Below are 12,636 nucleotides of genomic sequence, written 5' to 3' on the forward strand. Positions count from 1 at the left end.
CAGAGAGTTGGTCACGAGTCTCGTCCGGGATGCGCATACCACACCAACGAGCGCCAGCACGGGAAGCAACACCTTGATGATCTGCAAGCCCTTAGCCGCATCCCGGGCGGCGGCACCACCGAATTGAAGAGGGACCACGACGCCTCCTCGGAGCTCAGTCCTTCTCCCAGTTCGAGTGCAGACGGGACTTCACGTCGTCCGGGGGCAGGAACTTCGACCAGCGTTCGGGGAACTCGGAGGGCATGTCCGGGTCGTCCTCGTCGACGTCCTCCGCCTCGGCCCGGACGCGGGCGACGAGTTCTGCGGCCTGGACGGCGCGGGCGCGTTCGTTGGCCTCGCGGGCGGCGGCGGTGGCGACGGAGGGCCAGACGCGGTCGATGGCGGCGTTGACGGCGGCGCCGACGAGGACGGCGAAGGCGGAGACGCCGATCCAGAGGAGGACGGCGATGGGCGCGGCGAGGGAGCCGTAGATGGTGGGGCCCTCGACCTGGCTGGTCAGGTAGATCCGCAGCAGGAAGCTGCCGAGGGTCCACATGGCGAGCGCGACGAGGGCGCCGGGGATGTCCTCGATCCACGGCGACCGCACGGGCACGGACACGTGGTAGAGCGTGGTGAGGAAGGCGATGGAGAGGAGGATGACGGCCGGCCAGTAGAGGACGGAGACGACCTCCGTCCCCCAGGGGACGAGCTCGACGACCCGGTCGGGGCCGACGACGGCGAGCGGCAGCACGACGGCGCCGATGACCAGGGCCACGAGGTAGAGCAGGAAGGCGAGGAGCCGGGTCTTCACGATGCCGCGGTGGCCGTCGAGCCCGTACATGACGGTGATGGTGTCGATGAAGACGTTCACCGCGCGGGAGCCGGACCAGAGGGCGATGGCGAAGCCCAGGGAGATCAGGTCGGGCCGTTTGCCCCGGGTGACGTCGTCCAGGACCGGTTTGGCGATCTCCTCGACGCCCCGGTCGGAGAGGACCGTCCCGGCGGCGCGGAGGATGTTCTCCTGGATGCTGGTGACGGTGTCGGTGTTGGTCCAGTCGTCGGCGTAGCCCAGGAGGGCGATCAGGCCGAGGAGCAGGGGCGGCAGGGACAGCAGGGTGAAGAACGCCGCCTCGGCGGCGAGACCGAGGATCCGGTACTCGATGCACGAGTTGACGGTGTCCTTGAGGAGCAGCCAGACCATCTTCCGCTTCGAGACGTTGCGGTAGAGGACGCGGGCGCGGTGGAGCCTGCTCCCGGGCCGCCGCTCGGGCCGCTCGGGCCGTTCGGGTGTTTCTCTTGCTGCCTGCACCTGCTTACCGTATCCGCATGGCGCGGACCACCCACACAGTGACCAATCAGCCCCCTCCCCTGGTGGGGTACGACGTCTTCACGGGCGACCGTGCCCTGGCCGAGGCGGTCGGGCGGCACCTCGCCCCGGAGCTCCTCGACGAGGCCCGGGAGTCGCTCGCGCTGCTCGGCCGGGCGACGGGTTCGGAGCAGGTGCGGGAGTGGGGCGAGCAGGCGAACGAGAACCCGCCCCGGCTGCGGACCCACGACCGCTACGGCCACCGGGTGGACGAGGTCCGCTTCCATCCGGCCTGGCACCGGATCCTGGGCCGTTCCGTGTCGGCCGGGCTGACCGACGCGTGGGACCTGCCGGGCGGGCACGTGCGGCGGGCGGCCGGTTTCCTGGTGGCGACGCAGGCGGAGGCCGGGCACGGCTGCCCGCTGTCCATGACCCACGCGGCGGTGCCCGCGCTGCGGATCGAGCCGGAGCTCGCCGGGGTGTGGGAGCCGGCGGCCCGCTCGCGCGTGTACGAGCGGGCGCTGCTGCCCGTCGCGGAGAAGCCGGGCGCCCTGCTCGGGATGGCGATGACGGAGAAGCAGGGCGGCAGCGACGTCCGGGCGAACACGACGGAGGCGAGCCCGCTGGCGGCGGCGGGCGAGTACGTCCTGACCGGGCACAAGTGGTTCTGCTCGGCGCCGATGTCGGACGCCTTCCTGGTCCTGGCGCAGGCCCCGGCGGGCCTGACGTGCTTCCTGGTGCCCCGGGTGCTCGCGGACGGCTCGCGCAACGCCTTCGCGATCCAGCGACTGAAGGACAAGCTGGGCAACCGGTCGAACGCCTCGGCCGAGGTCGAGTTCGACGGCACGACCTGGGCGCGCCGGATCGGCGAGGAGGGGCGCGGGATCCGCTCGGTCATGGGGATGGTGGCGGCGACCCGGCTCGACTGCGTGCTCGGCTCGGCGGCGCTGATGCGGCAGGCGGTGGCGCAGGCCGTCCACCACTGCTCGTACCGGAGCGCCTTCGGCGGGCCGCTGGCCGAGAAGCCGCTGATGCGGAACGTGCTCGCGGACCTGGCCCTGGAGTCGGAGGCGGCGACGGTCCTGGGGATGCGGCTCGCGGCGGCGTACGACGCGGCCGAGGGCGGCGGGGAGGACGCCGCGCGGGAGCGGGCGCTGCTGCGGATCGCGGTGCCGGTGGCGAAGTACTGGGTGACCAAGCGGTGTACGCCGGTGGTGACCGAGGCGCTGGAGTGCCTGGGCGGCAATGGGTACGTGGAGGAGTCGGGGATGCCCCGGCTGCTGCGGGAGTCGCCGCTCAACTCGGTCTGGGAGGGCTCGGGGAACGTGCAGGCCCTGGACGTGGTGCGGGTGCTGCGGACCGAACCGCTCTCGCTCGACGCGTTCCTGCGGGAGGTCGGGGCGGCGCGGGGCGCGGACCACCGCTTCGACCGGGCGGTACGGGACCTGCTCGCCGAACTGGCGGACCTGGACGGCATCGAGGCGCGGGCGCGGCGGCTCGTGGAGCGGATGGCCCTGGTGCTCCAGGGGGCGCTGCTCGTGCGGTGGGCGCCACCGGAGGTCGCTGACGCGTTCTGCGCGGCGCGGCTCGGCGGGGACGGCGGCGCGGCCTTCGGCACGCTGCCGCACACCCTGGACCTGCGGTCGGTGGTGGAGCGGGCGCGGGTGGAGGTGTGACGGCGGAGGTCTGTGGCGCGGGCGGGCGACCGGCTCGCGGCGCGGGCACGTGGCTCGGGCGGGTGGTCGGCTTGCGGCTCGGGCGCGTGGCTCGGGCGGGTGGTCGGCTCGCGGCGCGGGCGCGTGGCTCGGGCGGGTGGTCGGCTCGCGGCGCGGGCGCGTGGCTCGGGCAGGCGGTCGGCTCGCGGCGCGGGCAGGCGGTCGGCCCATGGCTCGGGCAAGCAGTCGGCCCACGGGGCGGGTGCGCGAAGAAGCGGGGGTGGTGCTGCGCCGACACGGCACCACCCGCCGCTCGCACAAGCCTCGCCCAGGGGGGCGGGTGAGGGCGAGAGTTGCAAAGGGTTGCAGGATTACCCGAACCGGGTCTCGCCGGACGGTCCCGGGCGGCACGATGGGCAGCGACGCTCCGGACGTCCGCCCCTGTGCGCGCTCCGGTCGTCTGCCCTGTGCAGAACCGTTACAGCACCCCGGGTGGCTGGGAGGGACTAATGAAGAACACGCGGCTCGACATGGGGCGGCTGGCCGCCATGGACACCGCCCGGGCCGCCAGGCTGCTGCACCGCGTGCGCGAGGAGACCCTGGCGGGCCGGACCCCGCCCGTCGCGCCCCGTCCGGTCATCGACGCCTCCTGGCAGCGGATGGCCCGGCTCGGTCTCGACCCCGACCGGGGCACCAGCAGCGTGCTGCTCCGCCGCGACGAGCTGGAGGAACGGCGCAGGACCACGCTCCTCGCCGAGGTCATGCAGACCCTGACCCGCGGCCTCGCCGGCATCGCCGACGCCTCCCTCCAGATCATGGTCGTCACCGACGAGCACGGCCGGGTGCTGTGGCGGCAGGGGAACGCCGGGGTGCTGCGGCGGGCGAACGGCATCTGTCTGGAGGAGGGCGCGGCCTGGACCGAGCGCACGACCGGGACCAACGCGGTCGGCACGGCGCTCGCCCTCGGCCGGGCGGTGCAGGTCCACTCCGCCGAGCACTACCTCCACACCCTGCACGACTGGACCTGCGCCGCCGCGCCCGTGCGCGATCCGCGCGACCGGCGGCTCCTGGGGATCCTCGACGTGAGCGGCCCGGCGTCCACCTTCCATCCGGCGATGCTGGCCCTGGTCGACTCGGTGGCCCAGCTCGCCGAGGCCGAGATGCGCGAGCGGCACCGCCGGTCGGTCGAGCGGCTGCGGGCCGTCGCCGCGCCGGTCCTGTGCCGGGTGGGCGGCCGGGCCGTCGTGGTGGACCCGTACGGCTGGACGGCGGCGGTGACCGGGCTCGCGCCGGTGGACCGCGTCCCGCTGCCGAAGTCCTTCCGCGCCGGACGGGTCCGGCTCCCCTCGCTCGGGGCGTGCGCGGTGGAGGCGCTGCCGGGCGGATGGCTGCTGCGGGTCGAGGAGGAGGCCGGGACGCCGGACGCGGAGGCGGCGCAGCGGGTGGTGCTCGACCTGAGCCGGCCGCGCCGCTGGACGGTGTCCGTCTCGGGTCCCGCGGGCGGCTGGCAGCAGGAGCTCAGTCCCCGGCACGCCGAGCTGCTCTACCTCCTGGCGCTGCACCGGGACGGGCGGACGGCGGCGGAGCTGGCGGAGGACGTGTTCGGGGACCGGACGAGGACGGTGACCGTACGGGCCGAGATGTCCCGGGTGCGCCGGACCCTCGCGGGGGTCCTGGCCCACCGCCCGTACCGCTTCCGCGAGGAGGTGACCGTGGAGGTCCTGCGCCCGGAGTCGCCGTCGGACCTGCTGCCCCACTCGACGGCACCGGCGGTGCGGGCCGGGGCGGCGGGGTAGCCGGCGGTACGGGCCCCGCCCGCGCCCGGTGGCGCAGGAGACCCGACCGTACGGCACCCCCGTCCACCATGCGGACAACCGTCTCCCCCGGGCCTCCCCTCCCCCGGGGCCGCCCTGGGCATCGCGCGCCCCGCATGATGCGATGACCCCATGAGCATCACTCTCACCACCTGGTCCCTCGAACAGACCTCCCCGTCCGACCTGCGTCCCGCCACCCCGCCGGAGGGCGACGACGTGGTGGTCCGGCGCGCCGAGGTGCCGTCGGCGGAGTTCAGCCGCTTCCTCTACACCGCCGTCGGCGGCGACATCCGCTGGTCCGACCGCCTGTCCCTGACGTACAAGCAGTGGCAGGAGATCGTCGAGAAGCCGGGTGCCGAGATCTGGGTGGCGTACGACAGGGGGACGCCGGCCGGGTACGTGGAGCTGGAGGCCCAGGCCGACGGCGTGGTGGAGATCGTCTACTTCGGCCTGATCCCGGCCTTCCGGGGCCGCCGGATCGGCGGGCACCTCCTGTCGTACGGGACGGCCCGCGCCTGGGACCTGGCCGAGCGCTGGCCCGGACGGGAGGCCACGAAGCGCGTCTGGCTGCACACCTGCTCGCTCGACGGCCCGCACGCCATGGCCAACTACGAGCGGCGCGGCTTCCGGCTGTTCGACACCAAGGTGGAGCAGGCCGAGGAGACCGGGACGCCCGGCCCATGGCCCGGCGCGTACGCCTGAGACCAGTCGGCGAAAGGGGGCCCTCGGGTCCCCCTCCTGGGCCTCTTCCCGGGCCCCTCACCACCCCCCTTCGCGTGACCCAGAACACACCATCTCGTTCTGCGAGACGACAATGTCCATATCCTGGACGATGCTGGACTGGTTCCAAAGTCCCGTGACACGCTTCCGCCATGTCTGGAACTGGAATTGCCTTGGTGAGTCGGCGGCACGTCGACCTCGGCCGCATGTCCAGCGCCATCTGTCCGGCGCGCTGAGAGAACCAGCACCGCCGCGATCACTTTTCCACCCGACTCTGCCCCCTCCTGCTGCGCACCGCCGCGCCACCCTCTGAACCGAGCGCGCGTGTGTGCAGGTCAGAGCCGCCCTCTCGCAGTCCCGAAGGACGAAACGCCATGGCCGCCACCCCGGAAGACCCCACCCCCGCCGCCGCCCGCCGCAAGGCCGGGCGTCACCGTGGCGAGGGTCAGTGGGCCGTGGGGCACTTCACCCCCCTGAACGGCAATGAGCAGTTCAAGAAGGACGACGACGGTCTCAATGTGCGGACACGTATTGAGACGGTCTACTCGAAGCGCGGATTCCACTCCATCGACCCCAACGACCTGCGCGGACGCATGCGCTGGTGGGGCCTCTACACCCAGCGCAAGCAGGGTCTGGACGGCACCAAGACGGGCGTTCTGGAGCCGGAGGAGCTGGACGACGAGTACTTCATGCTCCGGGTCCGCATCGACGGCGGCCGGCTGACCACCGAACAACTGCGGGTCGTCGGCGAGATCTCCGAGGAGTTCGCCCGGGGCACCGCCGACATCACGGACCGGCAGAACGTCCAGTACCACTGGATCCGCATCGAGGACGTCCCCGAGATCTGGAACCGCCTGGAGGCGGTCGGCCTGTCCACCACCGAGGCCTGCGGCGACACCCCGCGCGTCATCCTCGGCTCCCCCGTCGCCGGCATCGCCGCCGACGAGATCGTCGACGGCACTCCCGCCATCGACGAGATCCACCGCCGGATCGTCGGCAACAAGGACTTCTCCAACCTGCCCCGCAAGTTCAAGTCGGCGGTCTCCGGCTCGCCGCTGCTCGACGTGGCGCACGAGATCAACGACATCGCCTTCGTCGGCGTGCGCCACCCGGAGCACGGTCCCGGCTTCGACGTGTGGGTCGGCGGCGGGCTCTCCACCAACCCCAAGCTCGGCGTCCGCCTCGGCACCTGGGTCTCGCTCGACGAGGTGCCCGACGTGTACGAGGGCGTCATCTCGATCTTCCGCGACTACGGCTACCGCCGGCTGCGCAACCGCGCCCGCCTGAAGTTCCTCGTCGCCGACTGGGGCGCGGAGAAGTTCCGCCGGGTCCTGGAGGACGAGTACCTGAAGCGGAAGCTGACGGACGGTCCGGCCCCCGAGGAGCCCGCCGGCCGCTGGCGCGACCACGTCGGCGTGCACCGGCAGAAGGACGGCCGGTTCTACGTCGGCTTCGCGCCCCGCGTCGGCCGCGTCGACGGCGCCACCCTGACGAAGATCGCCGAGGTCGCCGAGGCGCACGGCTCCGGCCGGGTCCGCACCACCGCCGAGCAGAAGATGCTCGTCCTGGACGTCGAGGAGGAGCAGGTCGACTCGCTGGTCGCCGGCCTGGAGGCACTCGACCTGCGGGTCACCCCCTCGCCCTTCCGGCGCGGCACGATGGCCTGCACCGGCATCGAGTTCTGCAAGCTGGCGATCGTCGAGACGAAGGGCCGCGGCTCCTCGCTCATCGACGAGCTGGAGCGCCGGATCCCGGAGTTCGACGAGCCGCTGACCATCAACATCAACGGCTGCCCGAACGCCTGCGCCCGCATCCAGGTCGCGGACATCGGCCTCAAGGGCCAGCTCGTCCTGGACGACGAGGGCAACCGCGTCGAGGGCTACCAGGTGCACCTGGGCGGCGCGCTCGGCCTGGAGGCCGGCTTCGGCCGCAAGGTCCGCGGCCTCAAGGTCACCGCGGCCGAGCTCCCCGACTACGTGGAGCGGGTCCTCAAGCGCTTCCAGGCGGAGCGCGAGACCGGCGAGCGCTTCGCGACCTGGGCGTCCCGCGCGTCCGAGGAGGCGCTGTCATGAGCGAGCGTGCCGCGCCCTTCTTCTGCCCCTACTGCGGCGACGAGGACCTGCGTCCCAACGAGCGGGGTCACGGCGCCTGGGAATGCGCCGCGTGCAGCCGGGCCTTCCAGTTGAAGTTCCTGGGGCTGCTCGCCCCGGGGACTTCGGACGGAACCTCTGGAGGGGACGACATATGACGATCGCTCAGGACGTCACCGAGGCCGACCTCAAGGCACTCGCCGAGCGGGCCGGCCGCGAGCTGGAGGACGCCTCCGCGACGGAGATCCTCCGGTGGGCCGTCGACACCTTCGGCGAGCGCTTCTGCGTCACCTCCTCCATGGAGGACGCGGTCGTCGCCCACCTCGCCTCCCGGGTCCGCCCCGGCGTGGACGTCGTCTTCCTCGACACGGGCTACCACTTCGAGGAGACCATCGGCACCCGCGACGCCGTGGACGCCGTCATGGACGTCCGCGTCATCACCCTGACCCCGCGTCAGTCCGTGGCCGAGCAGGACGCCGAGTACGGTCCGAAGCTGCACGACCGCGACCCCGACCGGTGCTGCGCGCTGCGCAAGGTCGCCCCCCTCGAAGAGGGGCTGACCGCGTACCGCGCGTGGGCCACCGGTCTGCGCCGCGACGAGTCCCCGACCCGGGCGAACACCCCGGTCGTCGGCTGGGACGAGAAGCGCCGCAAGGTCAAGGTCTCGCCCATCGCCCGCTGGACGCAGGACGACGTCGACGCGTACGTGACGGAGCACGGCGTCCTCACCAACCCGCTCCTCATGGACGGGTACGCCTCCGTCGGCTGCGCCCCCTGCACCCGCCGCGTCCTGGAGGGCGAGGACGCCCGCGCCGGACGCTGGGCGGGCCGCGCCAAGACCGAGTGCGGGCTGCACGGCTGATGACCATGACCCCCCACCCCCCTTCAGCGACCTCCCGGGAGAACCACGTGACCGGTGCCACCATCTGGCTCACCGGCCTGCCGAGCGCCGGCAAGACCACGATCGCGTACGAGCTGGCCGGGCGACTGCGCGACGAGGGCCACCGCGTCGAGGTCCTCGACGGCGACGAGATCCGCGAGTTCCTCTCGGCGGGCCTCGGCTTCACCCGCGAGGACCGGCACACCAACGTGCAGCGGATCGGCTTCGTCGCCGAGCTGCTCGCCTCGCACGGCGTGAAGGTCCTCGTGCCGGTCATCGCCCCGTACGCCGACAGCCGCGAGGCCGTCCGCAAGCGCCACCAGGCGGAGGGCACCGCCTTCGTCGAGGTGCACGTGGCCACCCCCGTCGAGGTCTGCTCCGTCCGTGACGTGAAGGGCCTGTACGCCAAGCAGGCGGCGGGCGAGATCAGCGGGCTCACCGGGGTCGACGACCCCTACGAGGCCCCCGAGGCGCCCGACCTGCGGATCGAGTCCCAGGACCAGACCGTGCGGGAGTCCGCGGAGCGGCTCCACGCGCTGCTCACCGAGAAGGGCCTGCTGTGACCACTGTCGCCCACGTCCACACGACCGACGGCTCGTTCGCCCTGTCGCACCTGGACTCCCTGGAGTCCGAGGCGGTGCACATCTTCCGCGAGGTGGCGGGGGAGTTCGAGCGGCCGGTGATCCTGTTCTCCGGCGGCAAGGACTCCATCGTCATGCTGCACCTGGCCCTGAAGGCGTTCGCGCCCGCGCCGGTGCCGTTCACGCTGCTCCACGTCGACACCGGGCACAACTTCCCCGAGGTCATCGAGTACCGCGACCGCACGGTCGAGCGGCACGGGCTGCGGCTGCACGTGGCCTCCGTACAGGAGTACATCGACGCCGGGAAGCTCCGCGAGCGCCCCGACGGCACCCGCAACCCGCTCCAGACCGTGCCGCTGACCGAGGCCATCCAGGAGCACCGGTTCGACGCCGTCTTCGGCGGCGGACGGCGCGACGAGGAGAAGGCCCGCGCCAAGGAGCGCGTCTTCTCCCTGCGCGACGAGTTCTCGCAGTGGGACCCGCGCCGCCAGCGCCCGGAACTGTGGCAGCTCTACAACGGCCGGCACGCCCCCGGCGAGCACGTGCGCGTCTTCCCGCTGTCCAACTGGACCGAGCTGGACGTGTGGCAGTACATCCAGCGCGAGGGGATCGAGCTGCCGGAGATCTACTTCGCGCACGAGCGCGAGGTGTTCGCCCGCAACGGCATGTGGCTGACCGCCGGCGAGTGGGGCGGCCCGAAGGAGACCGAGACGGTCGAGACCCGGCTGATCCGCTACCGCACGGTCGGGGACATGTCCTGCACCGGTGCAGTGGACTCCGACGCCACCACGCTCGACGCGGTGATCGCCGAGATCGCCGCCTCCCGGCTCACCGAGCGGGGCGCCACCCGGGCCGACGACAAGCTGTCCGAGGCCGCGATGGAAGACCGCAAGCGCGAAGGGTACTTCTAATGAGCACGTCCACCGAGCAGCCGGCCGACCTGTCGGCGGCCACCACCCTGCTGCGCTTCGCGACCGCCGGTTCCGTCGACGACGGCAAGTCCACCCTGGTGGGCCGGCTCCTGCACGACTCCAAGTCGGTCCTCGCCGACCAGTTGGAGGCCGTGGAGCACGCCTCGCGCTCCCGCGGCCAGGAGGCGCCCGACCTGGCGCTGCTCACCGACGGCCTGCGGGCCGAGCGCGAGCAGGGCATCACCATCGACGTGGCCTACCGCTACTTCGCCACGACCCGGCGCCGGTTCATCCTGGCCGACACCCCCGGGCACGTGCAGTACACCCGGAACATGGTCACCGGCGCCTCCACCGCCGAGCTGGCCGTGGTCCTGGTCGACGCGCGCAACGGCGTCGTCGAGCAGACCCGCCGGCACGCCGCCGTCGCCGCCCTGCTCCGCGTCCCGCACGTGGTCCTGGCCGTGAACAAGATGGACCTCGTCGACTACGCCGAGCCCGTCTTCGCCGCCATCGCCGAGGAGTTCACCACGTACGCCTCCGAGCTGGGCGTCCCGGAGATCACGGCGATCCCGATCTCGGCGCTCGCCGGCGACAACGTCGTGGAGCCGTCGGCGAACATGGACTGGTACGGCGGCCCGACGGTCCTGGAGCACCTGGAGACGGTCCCGGTCAGCCACGACCTGACGGCCTGCCACGCCCGGTTCCCCGTGCAGTACGTGATCCGCCCGCAGACCGCCGAGCACCCCGACTACCGGGGCTACGCCGGGCAGATCGCCGCCGGTGCCTTCCGGGTCGGCGAGGAGGTCACCGTACTGCCGTCCGGGAAGACCTCCACGATCACGGCGATCGACGCGCTCGGCGAGGCCGTCGACATCGCGTGGGCGCCGCAGTCGGTGACGATCCGGCTCGCGGACGACATCGACATCTCGCGCGGCGACCTGCTCGCCCCGACCGGTGACGCCCCGGCCACCAGCCAGGACGTCGAGGCGACCGTCTGCCACGTGGCGGACCGGCCGCTCGCGGTCGGCCAGCGGGTCCTGCTCAAGCACACCACCCGTACGGTCAAGGCGATCGTCAAGGACATCCCCTCGCGGCTGACCCTGGACGACCTCTCCCAGCACCCGGCTCCGGGGCAGTTGGTCGCCAACGACATCGGCCGGGTCGTGGTCCGCACCGCCGAGCCGCTCGCGCTCGACGCGTACGCGGACTCCCGCCGCACCGGTTCGTTCCTGCTGATCGACCCGGCGGACGGCACCACGCTCGCGGCCGGCATGGCGGGCGAGTCCTTCGCCACCGCCAAGGCCGTCGCGGCGACCGAGGACGAGGAAGGATGGGACTTCTAGACATGCTCTCCGACATCTACTCGACCTTCGCGAAGGAGGGGGGCCGCGTCGGCAGCGGCACCCTCGGCAGCGGCCAGGGAGGGGTGGCGCGATGTGCGCGATGACGTACGCGCACCGCTCGCGCGCCCACACCCCCCACGAGCCGTATCCGTCCCCGTCCCACCGCCGAAGACGTGCGTCATGAGACCACGTGCCGAGAGGAAAGCCTCGCGTGTCTGCCACCGGAAACTCCCGCACCACCCGTAAGTCGCTGCGCGGCGGCATCGCCGCAGCCGCCGCCCTGCCCCTGCTGATCGGCGCGCTCGCCTCCTGCGGCTACGGCTCCGACGCGAAGAAGGACGAGTCCTCCGACAAGAAGGCTCCGGTCGCGTCCGACGCGAAGAAGCTCTCCGCCTCCGAGGTGCGGCTCGGCTACTTCCCGAACCTGACGCACGCCACCGCGCTGATCGGCGTCCAGGACGGCCTGATCCAGAAGGAGCTGGGCGGCACCGCGCTGAAGCCCCAGACCTTCAACGCCGGCCCGTCCGAGATCGAGGCGCTCAACGGCGGCTCCCTCGACATCGGCTTCATCGGTCCCTCGCCCTCCATCAACGCCTACGTCAAGTCCAAGGGCAAGAACCTGCGGATCATCTCCGGCTCCGCCTCCGGCGGCGTGAAGCTGGTCGTGAACCCGGACAGGATCAAGACCCTGGACGACCTCAAGGGCAAGAGGATCGCCACCCCGCAGAAGGGCAACACGCAGGACGTCGCGCTCCTCAACTGGATCGCCGAGAAGGGCTGGAAGGTCGACCCCGAGTCCGGCAAGGGCGACGTCTCGGTCGTCCGCACGGACAACAAGGTCACCCCGGACGCCTTCAAGTCCGGCTCGATCGACGGCGCCTGGGTGCCCGAGCCGACCGCGTCCAAGCTGGTCTCCCAGGGCGGCTCCGTCCTCCTGGACGAGACCACCCTGTGGCCCGACAAGAAGTTCGTGATCACGAACATCATCGTGTCGCAGAAGTTCCTCACGGAGCACCCGGACGTCGTCGAGGCCGTGCTCAAGGGGACGGTGAAGACCAACGAGTGGATCAACGCCAACCCGGACAAGGCCAAGGAGTCGGCCAACGCGGCGCTGAAGAGCCTCGGCGGCAAGGCCCTGGACGCCAAGGTCATCGACCCGGCGTGGCCCAGCATCGCGATCACCGACGACCCGCTGGCCGCGACGCTGAAGACCCAGTCCGAGTGGGCGGTCAAGGCGCAGCTCATCAAGCAGCCCGACCTGGCCGGCATCTACGACCTGACGCTCCTCAACAAGGTGCTGAAGGCCGCCGGCAAGCCCGAGGTCTCCGACGCCGGTCTCGGCGTCAAGTAACCACCG

At 72.1% G+C, this 12,636-nt stretch carries 12 protein-coding genes; 11 read left to right on the forward strand and 1 reads right to left on the reverse strand.

All coding sequences use genetic code 11. The features are described 5' to 3' along the window. Nucleotides 1-154: 154 nt before the first annotated feature. A complete protein-coding gene (locus ACFYNX_RS28790) occupies nt 155-1,288 on the reverse strand; it encodes a YihY/virulence factor BrkB family protein (RefSeq protein ID WP_125668022.1) in 1,134 nt (377 codons plus the stop codon). 17 nt (nt 1,289-1,305) lie between these two features. Between ACFYNX_RS28790 and ACFYNX_RS28795 the strand changes: the two genes are divergently transcribed. The 11 genes from ACFYNX_RS28795 to ACFYNX_RS28845 all read left to right on the forward strand — a co-directional run bounded on the left by ACFYNX_RS28795 (nt 1,306) and on the right by ACFYNX_RS28845 (nt 12,630). Then, complete coding sequence (locus tag ACFYNX_RS28795) at nt 1,306-2,961, forward strand: acyl-CoA dehydrogenase family protein (RefSeq protein WP_388665500.1); 1,656 nt, start codon at nt 1,306-1,308, stop codon at nt 2,959-2,961. 488 nt (nt 2,962-3,449) lie between these two features. Further along, nucleotides 3,450-4,736, forward strand: coding sequence for a GAF domain-containing protein (locus ACFYNX_RS28800; protein WP_388665502.1), 1,287 nt, complete (start codon nt 3,450-3,452; stop codon nt 4,734-4,736). A gap of 150 nt (nt 4,737-4,886) precedes the next feature. Beyond that, nucleotides 4,887-5,456: a GNAT family N-acetyltransferase gene (locus ACFYNX_RS28805; protein ID WP_388665504.1), complete on the forward strand. Its 570-nt coding sequence runs from the start codon at nt 4,887-4,889 to the stop codon at nt 5,454-5,456. A gap of 170 nt (nt 5,457-5,626) precedes the next feature. Then, nucleotides 5,627-5,710, forward strand: coding sequence for a putative leader peptide (locus ACFYNX_RS28810; RefSeq protein WP_310591794.1), 84 nt, complete (start codon nt 5,627-5,629; stop codon nt 5,708-5,710). 138 nt (nt 5,711-5,848) lie between these two features. Beyond that, nucleotides 5,849-7,546, forward strand: a complete 1,698-nt coding sequence (locus ACFYNX_RS28815) for a nitrite/sulfite reductase (RefSeq protein ID WP_388665506.1) — start codon at nt 5,849-5,851, stop codon at nt 7,544-7,546. Beyond that, entirely contained in the window at nt 7,543-7,722 is a 180-nt protein-coding gene (locus ACFYNX_RS28820; protein WP_388665508.1) for a hypothetical protein, read from the forward strand. Before ACFYNX_RS28815 ends, ACFYNX_RS28820 begins: the two co-directional genes overlap by 4 nt. Then, entirely contained in the window at nt 7,719-8,426 is a 708-nt protein-coding gene (locus ACFYNX_RS28825; RefSeq protein WP_388665510.1) for a phosphoadenylyl-sulfate reductase, read from the forward strand. Before ACFYNX_RS28820 ends, ACFYNX_RS28825 begins: the two co-directional genes overlap by 4 nt. Then, complete coding sequence (gene cysC / locus ACFYNX_RS28830; RefSeq protein ID WP_388665512.1) at nt 8,426-9,007, forward strand: adenylyl-sulfate kinase; 582 nt, start codon at nt 8,426-8,428, stop codon at nt 9,005-9,007. Before ACFYNX_RS28825 ends, cysC begins: the two co-directional genes overlap by 1 nt. Beyond that, nucleotides 9,004-9,936, forward strand: coding sequence for a sulfate adenylyltransferase subunit CysD (gene cysD, locus ACFYNX_RS28835; RefSeq protein ID WP_125664242.1), 933 nt, complete (start codon nt 9,004-9,006; stop codon nt 9,934-9,936). The genes cysC and cysD overlap by 4 nt, the downstream gene beginning before the upstream one ends. Further along, nucleotides 9,936-11,279 carry a sulfate adenylyltransferase subunit 1 gene (locus ACFYNX_RS28840; protein ID WP_388665514.1) on the forward strand — a complete coding sequence of 448 codons (1,344 nt, stop codon included), beginning with the start codon at nt 9,936-9,938 and terminating at the stop codon, nt 11,277-11,279. Before cysD ends, ACFYNX_RS28840 begins: the two co-directional genes overlap by 1 nt. A gap of 211 nt (nt 11,280-11,490) precedes the next feature. Then, complete coding sequence (locus ACFYNX_RS28845) at nt 11,491-12,630, forward strand: aliphatic sulfonate ABC transporter substrate-binding protein (protein ID WP_388665516.1); 1,140 nt, start codon at nt 11,491-11,493, stop codon at nt 12,628-12,630. The last annotated feature ends 6 nt before the right edge of the window (nt 12,631-12,636 follow it).

Source organism: Streptomyces sp. NPDC007872 (genome assembly GCF_042868165.1).
Lineage (GTDB): Bacteria > Actinomycetota > Actinomycetes > Streptomycetales > Streptomycetaceae > Streptomyces.

What these genes read in the sequence shown, in the direction of transcription:
- ACFYNX_RS28795 (WP_388665500.1), top strand. Translation starts at nt 1,306, where the DNA reads ATGGCGCGGACCACCCACACAGTGACCAATCAGCCCCCTCCCCTGGTG.
- ACFYNX_RS28800 (WP_388665502.1), top strand. Translation starts at nt 3,450, where the DNA reads ATGAAGAACACGCGGCTCGACATGGGGCGGCTGGCCGCCATGGACACC.
- ACFYNX_RS28805 (WP_388665504.1), top strand. Translation starts at nt 4,887, where the DNA reads ATGAGCATCACTCTCACCACCTGGTCCCTCGAACAGACCTCCCCGTCC.
- ACFYNX_RS28810 (WP_310591794.1), top strand. Translation starts at nt 5,627, where the DNA reads ATGTCTGGAACTGGAATTGCCTTGGTGAGTCGGCGGCACGTCGACCTC.
- ACFYNX_RS28815 (WP_388665506.1), top strand. Translation starts at nt 5,849, where the DNA reads ATGGCCGCCACCCCGGAAGACCCCACCCCCGCCGCCGCCCGCCGCAAG.
- ACFYNX_RS28820 (WP_388665508.1), top strand. Translation starts at nt 7,543, where the DNA reads ATGAGCGAGCGTGCCGCGCCCTTCTTCTGCCCCTACTGCGGCGACGAG.
- ACFYNX_RS28825 (WP_388665510.1), top strand. Translation starts at nt 7,719, where the DNA reads ATGACGATCGCTCAGGACGTCACCGAGGCCGACCTCAAGGCACTCGCC.
- cysC (WP_388665512.1), top strand. Translation starts at nt 8,426, where the DNA reads ATGACCATGACCCCCCACCCCCCTTCAGCGACCTCCCGGGAGAACCAC.
- ACFYNX_RS28840 (WP_388665514.1), top strand. Translation starts at nt 9,936, where the DNA reads ATGAGCACGTCCACCGAGCAGCCGGCCGACCTGTCGGCGGCCACCACC.